The following is a 16,158-nucleotide window of genomic DNA, read 5'->3' on the forward strand; positions in this document are numbered from 1 at the left end:
ATGCGCAATTACAGGGGGCATTATGCAATCACCGTTAAGGAATTTGCGAAAGTCGCAAGGTTTAACTCTCTCTCATGTGGCAAACATGGTGGACATTGATCCAGCCAACCTAAGCCGAATTGAAAGGGGCCAACAAATCGCATCACTGGATGTAGCTGAAAGGCTTGTGAAGTTTTATTCGGGCCAAATTGATGAGCTCCAAATCTTGTACCCGCACCGTTATACGCAGGCTACAGAAACTGGGGCAGCATCGGTACCACAGGAAAAAGGGGAATGCCGTGGGTAAAGAACCTGAATGGAAAGTAGATAAGCAGCCAGCCTGGCTGGTGGCCGCAATCAAAAAAACGATCACCGAGCTTCCGGGCGGTTATTCCGAAGCTGCTGAGTGGTTGGGTGTGACCGAGAACGCGTTGTTTAACCGACTGCGTACCGATGGCGATCAGATCTTCCCGCTCGGTTGGGCGATGGTGCTTCAACGTGCTGGTGGTTCAAACCACATAGCAAACGCTATTGCACGTCACTCGAACGGTGTTTTTGTGCCATTGGTTGACGTTGAAGAAATAGAGAACGGTGATATCAACCAGCGTCTTATGGAGTCAGTGGAGTGGATCGGCAGGCATTCGCAATACGTTCGTAAAGCTACCGCTGACGGCGTTATTGATGCTCAAGAACGCGCCCAGATTGAAGAGAACAGCTATCAGGTGATGGCTAAGTGGCAGGAACATTTGACGCTGCTTTTCCGTGTGTTTTGTGCGCCGGAAAAAGGTGACGCCCGCGAGTGTGCAGCTCCGGGCGTCGTGGCAGACAAATCTTGTATGGAGAAGTAATCCGCATGACCAGTTTAACGGCTTTTAACCGTTTACCGCAACTCAGGATGATCCCGGTACCGGGCGCTCCGTTGTTTCGGTATGAACGCAGAATAGCAAACCGCTGGGTGCCATGTAACCACAGTCGGGCGGTCTCAATTGTGGGGGTTTACTACAGGAAGGCGAAACGCTTATGCGCGAAGTTAACCGAAGGTTCAAAGACCACAGAGGGATCCCCGTTCGGGTTATCAGGTGGGAGCCAGAGACTCAACGAGTTATCTACCTGCGGGATGGTTATAACCACGAATGTTTCAGCCCGCTCGAACAATTCAAGCGCAAGTTTACAGAGTTAAAGGACGACCATGAGCACTAAATTAACGGGTTACGTTTGGGACGCTTGTGCCGCTTCTGGCATGAAGCTGTCCAGCGTTGCCATCATGGCGCGTCTGGCAGACTTCAGCAGTGATGAAGGGGTTAGCTGGCCTTCCATCGCTACCATCGCGCGCCAGATTGGTGCTGGTGAGAGCACGGTTCGCACAGCCATATCTCAGCTGGAAAAAGACGGTTGGCTAACCCGCCAGCAGCGCCGTAAAGGCAACCGTAATGCATCGAACGTTTACCAGCTCAATGTTGCGAAATTGCAGGCTGCTGCCTTTTCTCACCTGTCAGATTCTGACGCATCAAAATCTGATGCCTCAAAAACCGACGCGTCAAAATCTGAGGCATCAAAAAACGATGAAAAAGGCGGTTTTCACCCGTCAGAATCTGGGGGGGATCCGTCAGTAAATACAATTTCTGATCCATCAGTTAAAAAACCTTCTTGTCCGGTTGCGCCGCAACCAGACCCTGAAGTGATGATCACCGATAATGCCATCCTGGTTCTGAATCATCTGAACCTGGTTAGTGGCTCACGATACCAAAAATCAAAAACTTCTCTGGAAAACATCCGTGCTCGTTTGCGTGAAGGTTACACCGTTAGCGACTTACAGCTGGTGATCGACCTTAAGCATGAGCACTGGAACGGCAATGACGTGCAGTACCAGTACATGCGTCCTGAAACGCTCTTCGGTCCGAAAAAATTTGAAGGTTATCTGCAAAGCGGGATCCGCTGGGACAAGAAGGGGCGGCCACCGCGTGACAGCTGGGGCGAAAAGAAACATGACCCGATGAAGTTCGGTCCGGTTGATAGCAAGATTCCAGAGGGGTTCAGAGGATGATGGAAAATAAATACTGCCGTGCACTGGCTGAACTCCGTTCAAAACCAGCACACGAGCTGAAAGAGGTCGGTGATCAATGGCGCACTCCGGATCTGTTGTTTTGGGGGATCAATGCGATGTTCGGCCCTCTGGTGTTGGACCTTTTTGCCGACGACAGCAACGCGAAGTGCCCAGCATGGTACACGGCTGAAGATAATGCCCTGACGCAGGATTGGTCAGAGCGGCTGGCAGAACTCGGTGGTGCCGGGTTTGGCAACCCGCCTTACAGCCGCTCTCACTACCACGCCAAGCAGGCGGTTACCGGAATGACCCACATCATTAACCACGCTATGGCAATGCGAGAAAAGGGGGGTCGGTACGTTTTTCTCATTAAGTCTGCGACCAGTGAGACGTGGTGGCCGGAAGAGGCAGATCACGTCACATTCATCCGTGGCCGAATTGGTTTCGATCTTCCTCAATGGTTCGTGCCGAAAGACGAAAAGCAGCAGCCCACCAGCGCATTTTTTGCTGGCGCTATTGTGGTCTTCGACAAGACATGGCGGGGAGAGCGTTTCAGTTACATCAACCGCACCGATCTGGAGGCCAAAGGCCGTGCTTCGATGTCGCTGGCCCAATTTGCAGTGGGAAGAACGCAAACTGATGCGGTACCGGAGCTGGAAGCTGAGGTTAAGCCGGAGAAATCAGAGGCAGAACTGCCATTAACCCAAAAAGCCATTCTGGAAACCAGTGGTGTAGAGGCTTGGGCCTGTGTTGTCGCGGCGTTCGGCGAGAAAGATGAGTACACCTTCAGCGAGTCAAAGTTTGGTCATACCTGGGCTGCCGACTCTCTGGAAAACCCTGAATTTACCAATGTTTCACCGCTGACGATCGACAGAGCGAAAAAGCTGATCAGCGAGAGCATCCTGGTAGGTGTTAATGCATGGCTGGAAACATTGCCCTTTGATAGCGATGACGTGAAACAAGACATGTCAGAGCGGTTACGCACGGTTGCCGTTGAGTCTGCGAAAGAATACGGCATTAACCACAGTGAATTCATCGCGACCATGGAAAGCCTGGATAAAGCCAAATGGTCAAATATTCGGTGGATCCGCGCCCATGTCCGTGAGACGCAGGAATCAAAGGACAAGGCGTTAAACGAATCGCGCGTTTGGCCTCTTGAGGTTGGACTGGTGTTTAACCAGATTGAAGGGGCTGAAGCTCTACCTGTTTCACAACAGAACAAGCTGAAAGCCAATATCAACCAGCTGTGGCTCGAACGTATGCCGACGAGTGAAATTATCACGACCGCTGGTGGTCTCTTCAACAGCATGCAGGGGGCCGTCAATGCGTGAAATTATCGTTGATAACTTTTCTGGTGGCACAGGTAGGGGCAAATCTTCTGAATTATGTGCAAATCAAAAGGCGGGTGCAGCCGCCTAATATGGAGAAATAGCATGAATCAGTTAACCGCAAAGGGTGTTGTGACAATGTCCAGCCGTGAAATTGCCAGGCTGGTGCAGAGCAAACATGGTGATGTGAAGCGCTCAGCTGAGCGCCTTGCATCTGCTGGTATTTTAACCGCGCCGTTGGCGCACACCCCCTACACACACCCGCAAAACGGACAAACATACGAGGAGTATTGGTTCAACAAACGTGATTCTCTGGTGATCGTCGCCAGGCTATCGCCAGAATTTACCGCCGCTGTTGTCGATCGCTGGCAAGAACTGGAGAACAGTCAGGCCGTAAGTGTCCCGCAAACATTGCCGGAGGCATTACGTCTCGCCGCGGATCTGGCAGAGCAGAAAGAACAACTCAGCCAGCAGTTAGCCGCTGCCGCGCCGAAAGTTGAGTTTGTCGATCGATATTGTACTGCTAAAGGCTCAATGTCTTTCCGCCAGGTGGCAAAGCTGTTGCAGGCCAAAGAGACCGATTTCCGCTTGTTCCTCATTGAGAGCGGCATTTTGTACCGGCTTAGTGGAGTGCTGACACCGCGGCACCAGCATATTGCTACCGGGCGGTTTGAAATGAAAACTGGCACTACGAGCGAAACAAACTACGCCTTTAGCCAGGCACGTTTTACACCCAAAGGCATCGAGTGGATCGGCGGCTTATGGACGGCACACATCGCTAAGGGGCATGCCGCGTGAGAGGACTGTTTACAGCCGAGACTGTTCCGCGCCTGGGGCTTGTGGTGTTAAAGCCTGGTAGCGAACTGATGTCTCTGTTTCAACAGGGGCGTGTGCTGGTGGAGCCTCAGCCAAAAAGCATGGCTGGGCTTCCATCGGGGCTCGTCCCTGATGCCAGGCAGCCGCTGGCAGAAGATAAGTCCCTCGAGGAATTCTTCACCGACGAGAGAGTTATCCGTGCAGCAGGCGGTTTGTCCGGGTTGGAAACTTGGTTAGAGCGTAACGTGAAGGAATGCCAGTACCCGCACACTGATTATCACCATCATGAGCTGGTAACGATGCGACATCCCCCTGGATCAATGTTGCTCTGTTGGCATTGCGATAACCAGCTGCGCGAGCAAACCACCGCGGCGCTGGCAGAACTGGCCCGGCGTAATCTCATTAACTGGCTGATCAGTTCTATCCTGTCTTCGCTTGGCTACAACAACGAGCGTGAACTATCCCTCGGTGAATTGTGCTGGTGGGCCGTTTATTCAGGCATTGCTGATGCAATCACGGAAAGGATGGCCCAGCATGCGCTTCGCTTACCGGATGAGCCGTTATTATCCGTTTATCGCGAAAGTGACATTGTGCCGATGCCACCGACAAAAAACATTTTGCAGAAGAATGTCACCCCTGCGGTAACGGCTGCGCAATTAAAGCATGGAACAAATCAGGAAGTGGCCTATGACCAGCCACAGGTTCTGGCTCTGCATGCGGATCCTGAATCCCCTGAATCATTCATGTTGCGCCCAAAACACCGCAGGTGGATGAATGAGGACTATACCCGGTGGGTTAAAACCCAGCCCTGTGAAAGTTGCCGGCGGCCAGCTGATGATCCACATCATGTTGTTGGTCACGGTATGGGCGGTACCGCTACAAAAGCACATGATTTGTTCGTGATCCCTCTGTGCAGAGAGTGTCACGACAAACTACATGCCGATTTAACAGCGTTTGAGAAAAAACACGGTACTCAGTTGGAGTTGTTGTTCCGGTTTATTAATCGAGCGCTGGGAATCGGCATAATAAGAAAAGGCTAGTGTATGGAGAAAATTTATGCGTGATATTCAGGTGGTGCTTGAACGCTATGGTTCTTGGGCTTCAAGTGCGGGGAATGAAATTTACTATTCATCTATTGCTGCTGGATTTAAAGGTTTACTTCCATCCACAAAGAAAAGTAGACCTTCATGTTGTGATAATGATGGTCTTATCATTAATACTGCCATGTCTCATTTAAAAAAACATGATCCTCATTTATGCATGTTAATTGAGTGGTATTACATACTTTGTATACCTGTAAGAAGTATAGGCACAAAATTAGGTGTTTCTCATACACATGTTCTGAAAAGGCTACAAGCTGCAGAAGGTTTTGTTGATGGATGTCTATATGGCCTTGGCGAAAGACTTGAGATAGAAAACGAATGTCAGAAAGAAGTGGTGTGAAAGGCATTAAAAAAATAGTTGTGGAATTCCAAAAACAGTTTTAATGTGTCTGTAGTGGTTATTTCCACTGTTCAAACATACCCTGCCTTTGGCGGGGTTTTTTGTTTTTGTGATTTATAAATTTCATTTTGAATATTAAGGATGTTTTATGTCTGAAGATACTATGGTTGTTAACGCTTATCCTGTAACACCGGGCTGGACAGGAAGTTCATATCCTGGTGGAGTATCTATACCCACTTGGAGCCTACCTGTTCCGCATGTTTCTAACATTGGTCATCATAGTAATTTTAACGTAGTGTCGATCGGTACGGATATTTTCGATACAACTCCTCGTAAGGATAGTAAGATTGATCCAGTAACGGGTGAAATTGCGTATGATGATATTGTGTCCATCGAACGTGGGGATCAGCGAGTTCTCATTGTTGAAGTAAAAATGACGGCTGCCCTAGAGGAGTTAAAAAAACTGGGCACTGTCTGGAAAAAAGGTTCAATGTACCTGATCGTTGGTAACGGTGATCGTCTAAAATTCAAAGATGTTGGTCAAATGATTGACTTTATTAATAATTCAAATCGTATTGCCAATGAGACATTTATCAGAGCAAAAGAAGGATTTTCTGCCACGGGCTATGTCCCTAAAAACGCCGCAAAACAACCCGATGTAAATTCAGGTGTTACGATTGGAATTGGTGTTGATTTAGGCGGCAAAACAAAAGATTCAATGCTGAATGATGGAGTATCAAAAGAGTTTGTTAAGCTGCTAGAACCTTATCTTGGTCTCAAAGGTAAGGCAGCCCAAGATAAATTGACAAAATCACCACTTGTTATTACTGAAACTCAGGCAATGGATTTGTCTAAAAACTATATCAATAGATTTTCTTCTGGAGTAGCTAGTAAATATCAGACAGCAACTGGAAGCAATTTCTCAAAGTTACCGCTGGGAACTCGGACTGCGATTGTCAGTGTGAGTTACCAATACGGGCAGAATTTGGCAGCTGCAACCCCTGAATTCTGGAAGCAAGTCACTTCAGGTAGGTGGGCAGATGCCGTAAAAAATCTTAATAACTTTAAAGATAACTTCCCAACTCGTAGGCAATCAGAGGCTGCACTTATCCAGGCTGATATTACTGCCGGGAAGTTAAAATAATGAAAAAGGAGGGGTTCCCTCCTTTATTTATTTGCATTGAGTACTGTCAGGTGACTCGGAAATTACTGAATATTTCCCAGTTTTATTTTTTACAAGTGTTAATAGTGTGACTGATTTATAACTTGCTTTAGTTGGGTTTGCATAGTCGTAGAAACAAGCACTTAATTTACTTCCGTTAACTTTCAGATTTGATACTGAAAAAGTCCAAGAATTTTCTTTATTGGTCAACCCATAAATAGTCTGGTCTTCATATTTTACAGGAATGTCGAATCCCATAGCAGGTAATGTCTCGCCTTTCTGAGGAGAACGAGGGGAAAGAGAATTCCTAAAAGTTGAAATGTCAATATTTTCAATAAGTTGATTTAAAGGGGCAGTTGCATGTGCACTGTTTTGAAAGAGTGCCATAAAACTTAGTAACGCAAAATATTTTTTTCTCATTACTGAACCTCAGTGAACTAGATGTGTTATCAGGTATTTAGGTTAATGATAATCATTCTAAATGATGTAGTCACATCAGTCATCCTTGTCATGACTTTTTTGGCGATTGAAATTCATCAAAAAACACCCGCATGCAGCGAGGTGAGAGCATGTCTCAAATGGACAAAATAACTACTGGCATTTCCTACGGCGCCTCGGGAGGTAGTGCCATTTACTGGGTTAGAAGGCTTCTCGACGGCTACACACCTGAACAGTGGGCAGCGATAGGTGTGATCGGTAGTTTACTGTTCGGTTTGCTTACCTTTCTTACCAACCTCTATTTCCAAATCAAAGCGGATCGCCGCAAAGCTGCACGGGGTGAATGATGTCGAACAAAGCAAAGCTCAGCGCAGCAGTGCTGGCGCTTATCGCGTCAGGTGCATCTGCACCACTCATTTTCGATCAATTCATCAGCGAGAAAGAAGGCAATGCGCTGGTGGCCGTTGTTGATCCGGGTGGGGTCTGGTCTATATGTCACGGCGTGACCGTTATCGATGGCAGGGGTGTTGTTAAAGGCATGACGGCCACTGAGGAACAATGCCGGAAGGTTAACGCTACTGAACGCGAAAAGGCATTAGCCTGGGTTGATCGCAATATCAAAGTTCCTCTGACAGAGCCACAGAAGGTGGGTATCGCCTCCTTCTGCCCGTACAACATCGGTCCCGGTAAATGCTTCCCTTCGACATTCTATCGGCGCATCAATGCAGGTGACCGCATAGGTGCATGCGAGGCAATTCGCTGGTGGATTAAGGACGGTGGACGAGATTGCCGTCTGACTAAAGGCCAGAAGAATGGCTGTTATGGGCAGGTCGAGCGGCGCGATCAGGAAAGTGCGCTGACGTGCTGGGGGCTGGACCAATGAGAATTAATCCGGGTCTTATCGGCGTTGTCGTTATTGCTGGCCTTTCGGTCGCTCTTGTTAAGAGTTGCTCCGACGCCAGTAGCCTTCAGAGCGATAACGACGTTTTGCGAAGTGACAACTCTTTGCAGGGGCAGGTTATTGCCACCCAGGCATTCAACTTCAATCGATTCAATCAGGTTGCAGAAAATGCTAACAGGCTTAACTCCCTGATCGACACCAGCACCGAAGAAACCGTAATCGAATACCGGGAGATTCTCCGCCGTGAAAAAACCTGTGATCTGCCTGTTCCTGCTGACATTGCTGGTGGGCTGCTCGAATACGCGTACCGTTTACGTTCCAGCGCAATGCACGCCGATACCAGCAGAACTGATACAACCGATGATCGTTCCTCTTCCTCCAACTCAATAACATACTGCCAGGCCGTTCTCTGGATTAAGCCGCTGTTGGCGGTGATTGAAAAGGCGAACGTGAACTTTGAAGGTATCCGGCAAATAGAACAAAAACGCAAATAAAACTTATCCCCTTATGAGGATATGAAAGTGACTATCCCTACAAGGGGATAAAGAGATTAAAAATTACCTGACCTATCAATGATGGCCTTGAAAATTACGGGGATATAAACGCATAATTTCTTTAGCCCTCCGTGTCGGTAGGGTATTAAGGGGATTATTATGCTTGATAATTATTATTTTGATAAGAATGGCTTTCAGCAAAAAAAAGAAATTAAGCGCGAGATTGCTGTAGCTGCAGTACTTGAAATAATTAAAGTTTCTGCAGGACACTCGCCAACCCACGTAATCATATCTGCTCTCAAAAATGAAGTAGATGAAGCAGCAGATGCAATACAGCAAGTGCTTGATAAATAAAATATTAATGTCTAATTAAACCGCTTTCTGGCGGTTTTTTTCTTTTCATCATTAATGGTAAAAATACGGCATGTGTTAACAATTGTCGTTTGTACGGGTCCTCCCGAAGAAGAGGCCTACCACGGGGCGGCTGGCTCGCGGGAAACGGCTAGTTTTTCGGATCCAGGGTCATCATCATCATGTGTGCAGGTCTTTGATTTAATTAGAGGCCATTTTCGCAAGATGTCGAATCGTTCAAAAAGTGTTCACCATCATGGACCAGGAAATTGCCACTTTAAAACTCAATATCAACCAGCTGGCAGGGATAACCGGCGTACACCGTCAGACGGTTGCCGCGAGACTGAAAAATGTCGAACCCGCGCCTGGCAGCAACAGCAAATTAAAGCTTTATCTGGTGACTGACATTCTGACAGAACTGATGATCCCTACCGTTTCGGCCAATATCAATGATATGCCCCCCTCTGACAGGTTGTCGCACTGGAAAGCAGAGAACGAGAGGCTGAAGTTCGAACAGGATACGGGTCAGTTAATACCTGCAGATGAAGTGGCGCGAGAATTCTCATTGATGGCGAAAGCCGTCGTCATGGTACTTGAAACCCTCCCGGATGTGCTCGAACGCGACTGTGCTTTAACGCCTGCTGCGGTAGTTCGTGTGCAAAGCGTTATCGATGATCTGCGCGACCAGATGGCGGAGAGGGTGCAGGACGCTGAAAAAGAGGAGGAAGAGCCTGAGGAGGACTGATGGCAAAGCGGGCATCCGCCAGGGACATCCGCCGCGATGTTTCCGGTATTCTACGAGCCCCGCGTCGTATGCCGGTGGCCGATGCGGTCAGTACTTATATGCGCGTGCCAATGGGGGCGGGAAACTCAGTTCCATGGGATCCGGATCTGGCACCCTATGTGATTGAGCCGATGAACTGCCTGGCATCGCGTGAATACGATGCGGTGGTGTTTGTGGGCCCGGCGCGAACGGGTAAAACCATCGGGCTGATTGACGGCTGGATTGTTTATAACGTTGTCTGCGATCCGGCAGATATGCTTGTGATTCAGGTTTCTGAGGAAAAAGCGCGCGAGCATTCCAAAAAACGCCTGGACCGTACTTTTCGCTGTAGCCCTGAAGTTAAAACCCGGCTAAGCCCAAGACGTAACGATAACAACGTCTACGACCGAACATTTCGCGCCGGTAACTATCTGAAGCTGGGCTGGCCATCCGTCAATATCATGTCGTCCTCGGACTATAAAAGTGTGGCGCTGACGGATTATGACCGCTTTCCGGAAGATATCGACGGGGAGGGGGATGCTTTTTCACTGGCATCGAAGCGTACCACGACATTCATGTCCTCCGGGATGACGCTGGTTGAAAGCTCGCCCGGGAGGGATATCAGAGACACAAAATGGCGGCGCTCCACGCCCCATGAAGCCCCTCCGACCACCGGAATTTTATCGCTCTATAACCGTGGTGACCGCCGTCGTCTGTACTGGCCATGCCCGCATTGCGGCGAATATTTCCAGCCGGAAATGGACAATATGACCGGGTACCGCGACAGCAGCGATCCTGTGCTTGCCAGCGAAGCGGCTTTTCTACAGTGCCCGGCCTGTAAAGGCAGGATCACACCGGACATGAAGCGTGCGCTTAACATGAAATGTGTCTGGCTCCGGGACGGGCAAACCATCGACAGGAAAGGCCAGGTTAGCGGTGATGGCCGTCGTTCCCGTATTGCCTCCTTCTGGATGGAAGGTCCGGCAGCCGCTTACCAGACCTGGGCGCAGCTTATTTATAAGTTCCTGACCGCCGAGCAGGAATATGAATCCACGCGCAGCGAAGAAACCCTGAAGACGGTGATCAACACCGATTTCGGCAGGCCCTATTTGCCGCGGGCCAGCATGGAGCAGCGTAAAAGTGAATTGCTCGAGCAGCGTGCCGAAGAAGTCCCAAAACGTTCGGTACCGGACGGCGTGCAGTTTCTCACTGCGACCGTGGACGTGCAGGCCGGGCGCAACCGGCGCTTTGTTGTGCAGATTACGGGTTATGGAAGTATGGGTGAGCGCTGGATAGTTGACCGTTACAACATCCGGCATTCGCTGCGCTGCGACGGCAACGGGGAAAGCATTCAGGTGGACCCGGCGAGCTATCCGGAGGACTGGGATCTTTTACTCACCGACGTCTTTGATAAAACGTGGCCACTCACAACTGACCCGTCAAAGGGCATGCGGCTGATGTCGATGGCCGTGGACTCAGGGGGCGAAGATGGCGTGACGGATAATGCCTACAAGTTCTGGCGCAGATGTCGCCGTGAAGGGCTGGGTAAGCGTATCTATCTCTTCAAGGGGGACAGCGTCAGGCGTAGCAAACTTATCCAGCGAACGTTTCCCGACAACACGGGCAGATCAACGCGCCGCGCACAGGCGACGGGTGATGTGCCTCTTTATCTTCTCCAGACCGATGCCCTTAAAGACCGGGTGAATAATGCGCTGTGGCGTGATTCACCCGGCCCTGGCTATGTGCATTTCCCCGCCTGGCTGGGCAGCTGGTTCTATGACGAACTGACGTATGAGGAACGCTCTAATGAAGGGAAATGGAGTAAGCCCGGCCGGGGCGCAAACGAAGCATTTGACCTGCTCGTTTATGCCGACGCGCTCGCCATTCTTAGTGGTTACGAAAAAATCAAATGGCCGTCTGCTCCTGAGTGGGCACGGCGGGAAACGTGGATCGAGGACACGCAGACGGAAGCTGGCGAAATGCCATCCCCGCCGCCTGCGCCGAAATCTAAATCAAAACCAAAACGTGAGAAGCCCGTAACCGAGCAGGCTAATCCTTGGTCATCGTCAGGAGGTTGGGTGTGAATCCAGCAGATATTCAAAACATGATCGACCGCTACGCTGCAGCCGAGCTGTCTGTTCTGGAGGGGAAATCAATCACTTTCAACGGGCAGCAGATGACGCTCGAAAACCTGTCGGAAATCAGAAAAGGCCGTCAGGAATGGGAGCGACGACTGGCAACGCTCAATAACAAACGCCGCGGGCGACCCGGCTACAGGCTGGCGAGGTTTGGATGAGTTTTTTAGATGATGCAATTGGCCTGTTTTCACCAGGCTGGAAAGCCTCACGCCTGCGTGCCCGCGCAGTTATTAAGGCGTATGAGGCGGTAAAGCAAACGCGTACCCACAAAGCCCAGAAGGAAAATCGTTCAGCCGATCAGCTCAGCCAGATGGGGGCGGTTTCACTGAGGCAGCAGGCGCGCTGGCTGGACAACAACCACGATCTGGTGATTGGCGTTTTCGACAAGCTGGAAGAAAGGGTGGTTGGTGCGAAGGGCATCATTGTTGAACCGCATCCGATGCTGACTAACGGGAAGATAGCTAAAAAGCTGGCCACTGATATCCGCAGAAAGTGGGGCGAATGGTCCGTAAGACCCGATGTTACAACCCAGTTTACCCGCCCCATGCTGGAGCGGCTGATGCTGCGAACGTGGCTCCGGGACGGTGAGGTATTTGCTCAGCTGGTTCGCGGTACCGGAAATGGTCTTCAGCCGGTTGCTGGCGTGCCGTTCTGGTTGGAAGCGCTGGAGCCGGACTTCGTGCCGATGAACAGTGATGCCGCCACCCAGCTCAATCAGGGCGTTTTTGTCGATAACTGGGGGCGCCCGAAAAAATATCAGGTCTATAAAAGCCTGCCAGTATCCGGGCGTCAGTTCGATACCAAAGAGATAGATGCAGAAAACATGCTTCATCTCAAATTCACACGACGCCTGCACCAGACCCGCGGAACGTCTCTTTTGTCAGGTGTTCTGATGCGTCTGAGCGCGCTGAAAGAGTACGAGGACTCGGAGCTTACCGCTGCCAGAATTGCTGCCGCACTCGGCATGTATATCAAAAAAGGCGACGGACAGAGCTTCGAGTCTGATTCCAGCAGCGATGACCGCGAGCTAATGATTCAGCCCGGTATGCTCTATGACGAGCTGCAGGCCGGGGAAGAAATCGGGATGATTAAATCCGATCGCCCGAACCCTAACCTCGAGTCGTTTCGTAACGGACAGCTGCGTGCCGTGTCCGCCGGCAGTCGCCTCAGCTTTTCCAGCACATCCAGAAACTACAACGGCACGTACAGTGCCCAGCGGCAGGAGCTTGTCGAGTCAACCGACGGATATCTGATTCTTCAGGACTGGTTCATCGGTTCAGTGACCCGGCCCATGTACCGAGCCTGGCTGAAGATGGCTATTGCTGCCGGAGAAATCAAGCTGCCGAGAGGCATCGATATGGACTCGCTTTATAACGCGGTTTATTCGGGGCCCGTTATGCCGTGGATTGACCCCGTTAAAGAGGCGAATGCCTGGAAAACGCAGATCCGCGGCGGTGCTGCTACTGAATCCGACTGGATACGTGCCAGCGGTCGCAACCCGGATGATGTTAAGTCACGCCGTAAAGCGGAGGTTGACGAGAACCGTGAACAGGGCCTGGTGTTTGACACCGACCCCGCCAATGATAAAGGAGGCACCAGTGCCGAAGCCAAAGAACCGGGCGCGCCACCGTCCGAAAGCCAGCGCAAAAAGTAATTCGTGGTTCCGCATGCAGGCCAGCAATAACAGCGAGGCCGACATTTTTATTTATGACGAAATCGGGTACTGGGGCGTAACGGCGAAACAGTTCGTCAATGATCTCCGGGCACTTGGGGACGTCACCCATATCAACCTTTATATCAACTCGCCCGGTGGTGATGTCTTCGACGGTATTGCTATCTATAACGCGCTGAAGCACCACGGCGCGGCGATTACCGTGCATATCGACGGTCTGGCGGCCTCCATGGCCTCGGTGATTGCGATGGTAGGCAATCCGGTCATCATGCCTGAAAACACGATGATGATGATCCATAAGCCCTGGGGGTTTGCTGGTGGTGACGCGAGCGATATGCGCGACTATGCGGATCTTCTCGACAAGGTTGAATCCGTTCTTATCCCGGCTTATGCGCAGAAAACCGGAAAATCCACCGAAGAAATTGCGGCAATGCTGGAGGACGAAACCTGGATGAACGGCAGCGAGTGCCTTGAACTGGGTTTTGCCGACCAGGTGACACCATCCCTTCAGGCTATGGCCTGTATTCATTCAAAACGTATTGAGGAATTTGAAAAAATGCCAAAAAGCATTCGCAACATGATCACCCCGCCGCGCAACACTACCCAGCGTGACCCGGTTATTACCCAGCCTCAGGCACCGCAGGCAAAAACAGACCCGGCACCGGATGAAAATGCGATCCGCGCGCAGGTGCTGGCTGAACAGAAAGCCCGTGTAAATGGTATTGGCGATCTCTTCGCTATGTTCGGCAACAAACATATTGAGTTACAGAACAAGTGTATTGCCGATCCTGAATGCTCTGTTGCGCAGGCAAAAGATTTGCTGCTGACCGAATTGGGTAAATCAGCCACGCCATCCAACAAAACTACTGATGCGCATATTTACGCCGGGAACGGCAATTTCACGGGTGACGGTATTCGCCAGGCGCTGATGGCGCGCTGCGGGTATGAAAATCAGGAACGGGATAACGTTTATAACGGCATGACCCTTCGTGAATATGCCCGTATGGCGCTGACTGAGCGCGGTATTGGCGTATCCAGTTATAACCCGATGCAAATGGTTGGCCTGGCACTAACGCACAGCACTTCAGACTTTGGCAATATCCTGCTGGATGTGGCGAACAAATCTCTGTTGCAGGGCTGGGATGAGGCGGAAGAAACCTTCCAGGAGTGGACTAAAAAAGGACAACTATCTGATTTTAAGACCGCTCATCGTGTTAACCTGGGTGGTTTCTCTTCGCTGCGCAAGGTGCGTGAAGGTGCGGAATACAAATATGTCACCACAGGGGACAAAGGCGAAACCATCGCGCTGGCAACCTACGGCGAAATCTTTTCGATAACCCGGCAGGCCATCATTAACGATGATCTCAGCCAGCTAACCGATGTACCGATGAAAATGGGTCGCGCCGCCAAAGGCACTATTGGCGATCTGGTATACGACATCCTTACCAAAAACCCGAAACTTTCAGACGGGAAAGCGTTGTTCCATGCCGACCATAAAAACCTCTCTTCTGGTGCGATTTCGGTGGCTGCGCTCGATGACGCGCGCAAATTGATGCGCCTGCAAAAAGAGGGCGAACGAGCGTTGAACATTCGTCCTGCCTATGTGCTGGTTCCTATTGGTCTGGAAACACTTGCTAACCAGACCATTAAATCGGCCAGCGTGAAAGGGGCCGATATCAATTCCGGTATCGATAACCCGATCCGCAATTTTGCTGAAGTCATCGCTGAACCTCGCCTGGATGCTGCTGACGAAAAAGCCTGGTATCTGGCAGCTGCTCGCGGAACTGACACCATCGAAGTGGCCTATCTGAACGGCGTTGATACACCTTACATCGATCAGCAGGAAGGCTTTACCACTGATGGTATCGCCACGAAAGTGCGTATTGATGCCGGTGTGGCGCCGCTGGACCATCGCGGCATGACCAAATCCACTGGTCAGTAAAAAAACAGTCCTGACAAACAGACGCCCGTAAGGGCTTTTTTTATACCTGAAACCAGCCCCGCAAGGGGCTGAATGGAGAAGTTATGGCTAAGAACTATGCGCAGGACGGGAAAACGATCCCTCTGGTAAACAGTGGTGCAACCGATGTTCACAGCGGCGACCCGGTTGTTGTTGGAAAACTTATCGCGGTGGCAATTACCGATATCCCGGCTGGCGATATCGGGGACGGTTTTACTGAGGGTGTTTTCCTCCTGCCAAAAGTATCCGCAGATGCGGTTACTGCCGGGGCGCAGGTGTATCTGAAGGACGGCAAAATCACGTTCGAAGAGACGGACGCCGATGCCGCGGGCATCGCCTGGGAAGATGCAGGGGCAAACACCACCGTTATTGAAGTTAAGATCAATGCCTAACCCCTTTGACCGGATGGCGGCGCGCATGGACGCGGCCACCATAAAAAAGATGGGAAAGACAGCGATCATCAATGGCAGCAGCTATGACGTTGTTCCCGCCGAGCAGCTCGAGGAGATGGGGCCATTGTCGGGAACAGGTACTTCGCTGGTGGTTTTCTCTGAGCTTTACCAGCCACGCCGAAATGACAGTGTCGACTACGACGGTAAGAACCTGATCGTTACCCGCTATGACATGTTCAACGGAAAACCCCGCATCCATCTCGAATGAGGAGGCGCT

Annotated in this window: 21 protein-coding genes; 20 read left to right on the forward strand and 1 reads right to left on the reverse strand. The window is 50.7% G+C overall.

Translation table 11 applies throughout. From position 1 onward, the window contains the following. The first annotated feature begins 22 nt into the window (after positions 1 to 22). The 9 genes from D5067_RS05555 to D5067_RS05595 all read left to right on the forward strand — a co-directional run bounded on the left by D5067_RS05555 (position 23) and on the right by D5067_RS05595 (position 6,754). Positions 23 to 286: a helix-turn-helix domain-containing protein gene (locus D5067_RS05555; protein ID WP_119935913.1), complete on the forward strand. Its 264-nt coding sequence runs from the start codon at positions 23 to 25 to the stop codon at positions 284 to 286. After that, entirely contained in the window at positions 279 to 827 is a 549-nt protein-coding gene (locus D5067_RS05560; protein ID WP_119935912.1) for a YmfL family putative regulatory protein, read from the forward strand. Before D5067_RS05555 ends, D5067_RS05560 begins: the two co-directional genes overlap by 8 nt. Before the next feature lie 172 nt (positions 828 to 999). Continuing rightward, positions 1,000 to 1,179: a DUF4222 domain-containing protein gene (locus D5067_RS05565; RefSeq protein WP_020690687.1), complete on the forward strand. Its 180-nt coding sequence runs from the start codon at positions 1,000 to 1,002 to the stop codon at positions 1,177 to 1,179. Then, the gene (locus tag D5067_RS05570) at positions 1,169 to 2,023 is read left to right on the forward strand and encodes a conserved phage C-terminal domain-containing protein (protein WP_119935911.1); all 855 of its coding nucleotides are present in this window, start codon (positions 1,169 to 1,171) and stop codon (positions 2,021 to 2,023) included. The genes D5067_RS05565 and D5067_RS05570 overlap by 11 nt, the downstream gene beginning before the upstream one ends. After that, the gene (locus D5067_RS05575) at positions 2,020 to 3,354 is read left to right on the forward strand and encodes a phage N-6-adenine-methyltransferase (RefSeq protein ID WP_119935910.1); all 1,335 of its coding nucleotides are present in this window, start codon (positions 2,020 to 2,022) and stop codon (positions 3,352 to 3,354) included. Before D5067_RS05570 ends, D5067_RS05575 begins: the two co-directional genes overlap by 4 nt. Positions 3,355 to 3,456: 102 nt before the next feature. After that, the gene (locus tag D5067_RS05580) at positions 3,457 to 4,149 is read left to right on the forward strand and encodes a phage antirepressor KilAC domain-containing protein (protein ID WP_119935909.1); all 693 of its coding nucleotides are present in this window, start codon (positions 3,457 to 3,459) and stop codon (positions 4,147 to 4,149) included. Further along, positions 4,146 to 5,207, forward strand: coding sequence for a DUF968 domain-containing protein (locus D5067_RS05585; RefSeq protein ID WP_119935908.1), 1,062 nt, complete (start codon positions 4,146 to 4,148; stop codon positions 5,205 to 5,207). Before D5067_RS05580 ends, D5067_RS05585 begins: the two co-directional genes overlap by 4 nt. Before the next feature lie 16 nt (positions 5,208 to 5,223). Then, positions 5,224 to 5,610, forward strand: coding sequence for an antiterminator Q family protein (locus D5067_RS05590; protein ID WP_119935907.1), 387 nt, complete (start codon positions 5,224 to 5,226; stop codon positions 5,608 to 5,610). A 148-nt stretch (positions 5,611 to 5,758) separates the two neighbouring features. After that, positions 5,759 to 6,754, forward strand: coding sequence for a pesticin C-terminus-like muramidase (locus D5067_RS05595; protein ID WP_119935906.1), 996 nt, complete (start codon positions 5,759 to 5,761; stop codon positions 6,752 to 6,754). 27 nt (positions 6,755 to 6,781) lie between these two features. Here D5067_RS05595 and D5067_RS05600 read toward each other — a convergent pair whose 3' ends face one another. Then, positions 6,782 to 7,192: a hypothetical protein gene (locus D5067_RS05600; RefSeq protein WP_119935905.1), complete on the reverse strand. Its 411-nt coding sequence runs from the start codon at positions 7,190 to 7,192 to the stop codon at positions 6,782 to 6,784. Positions 7,193 to 7,341: 149 nt separating this feature from the next. Between D5067_RS05600 and D5067_RS05605 the strand changes: the two genes are divergently transcribed. From D5067_RS05605 to D5067_RS05655, 11 genes are all read left to right on the forward strand, one after another. Then, complete coding sequence (locus tag D5067_RS05605; protein WP_119935904.1) at positions 7,342 to 7,557, forward strand: class II holin family protein; 216 nt, start codon at positions 7,342 to 7,344, stop codon at positions 7,555 to 7,557. Then, positions 7,557 to 8,093, forward strand: a complete 537-nt coding sequence (locus D5067_RS05610; RefSeq protein ID WP_119935903.1) for a lysozyme — start codon at positions 7,557 to 7,559, stop codon at positions 8,091 to 8,093. The genes D5067_RS05605 and D5067_RS05610 overlap by 1 nt, the downstream gene beginning before the upstream one ends. Then, a complete protein-coding gene (locus D5067_RS05615; protein ID WP_119935902.1) occupies positions 8,090 to 8,605 on the forward strand; it encodes a hypothetical protein in 516 nt (171 codons plus the stop codon). The genes D5067_RS05610 and D5067_RS05615 overlap by 4 nt, the downstream gene beginning before the upstream one ends. A 159-nt stretch (positions 8,606 to 8,764) precedes the next feature. Beyond that, positions 8,765 to 8,959: a hypothetical protein gene (locus D5067_RS05620; protein ID WP_119935901.1), complete on the forward strand. Its 195-nt coding sequence runs from the start codon at positions 8,765 to 8,767 to the stop codon at positions 8,957 to 8,959. A 253-nt stretch (positions 8,960 to 9,212) separates the two neighbouring features. Next, positions 9,213 to 9,701, forward strand: coding sequence for a DUF1441 family protein (locus D5067_RS05625; protein ID WP_119935900.1), 489 nt, complete (start codon positions 9,213 to 9,215; stop codon positions 9,699 to 9,701). Continuing rightward, positions 9,701 to 11,803: a phage terminase large subunit family protein gene (locus tag D5067_RS05630; RefSeq protein ID WP_119935899.1), complete on the forward strand. Its 2,103-nt coding sequence runs from the start codon at positions 9,701 to 9,703 to the stop codon at positions 11,801 to 11,803. The genes D5067_RS05625 and D5067_RS05630 overlap by 1 nt, the downstream gene beginning before the upstream one ends. Continuing rightward, positions 11,800 to 12,015, forward strand: a complete 216-nt coding sequence (locus D5067_RS05635) for a DUF6148 family protein (protein ID WP_001704123.1) — start codon at positions 11,800 to 11,802, stop codon at positions 12,013 to 12,015. The genes D5067_RS05630 and D5067_RS05635 overlap by 4 nt, the downstream gene beginning before the upstream one ends. Then, entirely contained in the window at positions 12,012 to 13,511 is a 1,500-nt protein-coding gene (locus tag D5067_RS05640) for a phage portal protein (RefSeq protein ID WP_010429887.1), read from the forward strand. The genes D5067_RS05635 and D5067_RS05640 overlap by 4 nt, the downstream gene beginning before the upstream one ends. Beyond that, complete coding sequence (locus D5067_RS05645; protein ID WP_374208582.1) at positions 13,438 to 15,471, forward strand: ClpP-like prohead protease/major capsid protein fusion protein; 2,034 nt, start codon at positions 13,438 to 13,440, stop codon at positions 15,469 to 15,471. The genes D5067_RS05640 and D5067_RS05645 overlap by 74 nt, the downstream gene beginning before the upstream one ends. A gap of 83 nt (positions 15,472 to 15,554) precedes the next feature. Beyond that, the gene (locus D5067_RS05650; protein WP_119935898.1) at positions 15,555 to 15,881 is read left to right on the forward strand and encodes a DUF2190 family protein; all 327 of its coding nucleotides are present in this window, start codon (positions 15,555 to 15,557) and stop codon (positions 15,879 to 15,881) included. A 25-nt stretch (positions 15,882 to 15,906) separates the two neighbouring features. Beyond that, positions 15,907 to 16,149, forward strand: coding sequence for a hypothetical protein (locus D5067_RS05655; RefSeq protein WP_001704119.1), 243 nt, complete (start codon positions 15,907 to 15,909; stop codon positions 16,147 to 16,149). Positions 16,150 to 16,158: the final 9 nt, after the last annotated feature.

Source organism: Enterobacter huaxiensis, from assembly GCF_003594935.2.
In the GTDB taxonomy this organism is placed as follows: domain Bacteria; phylum Pseudomonadota; class Gammaproteobacteria; order Enterobacterales; family Enterobacteriaceae; genus Enterobacter; species Enterobacter huaxiensis.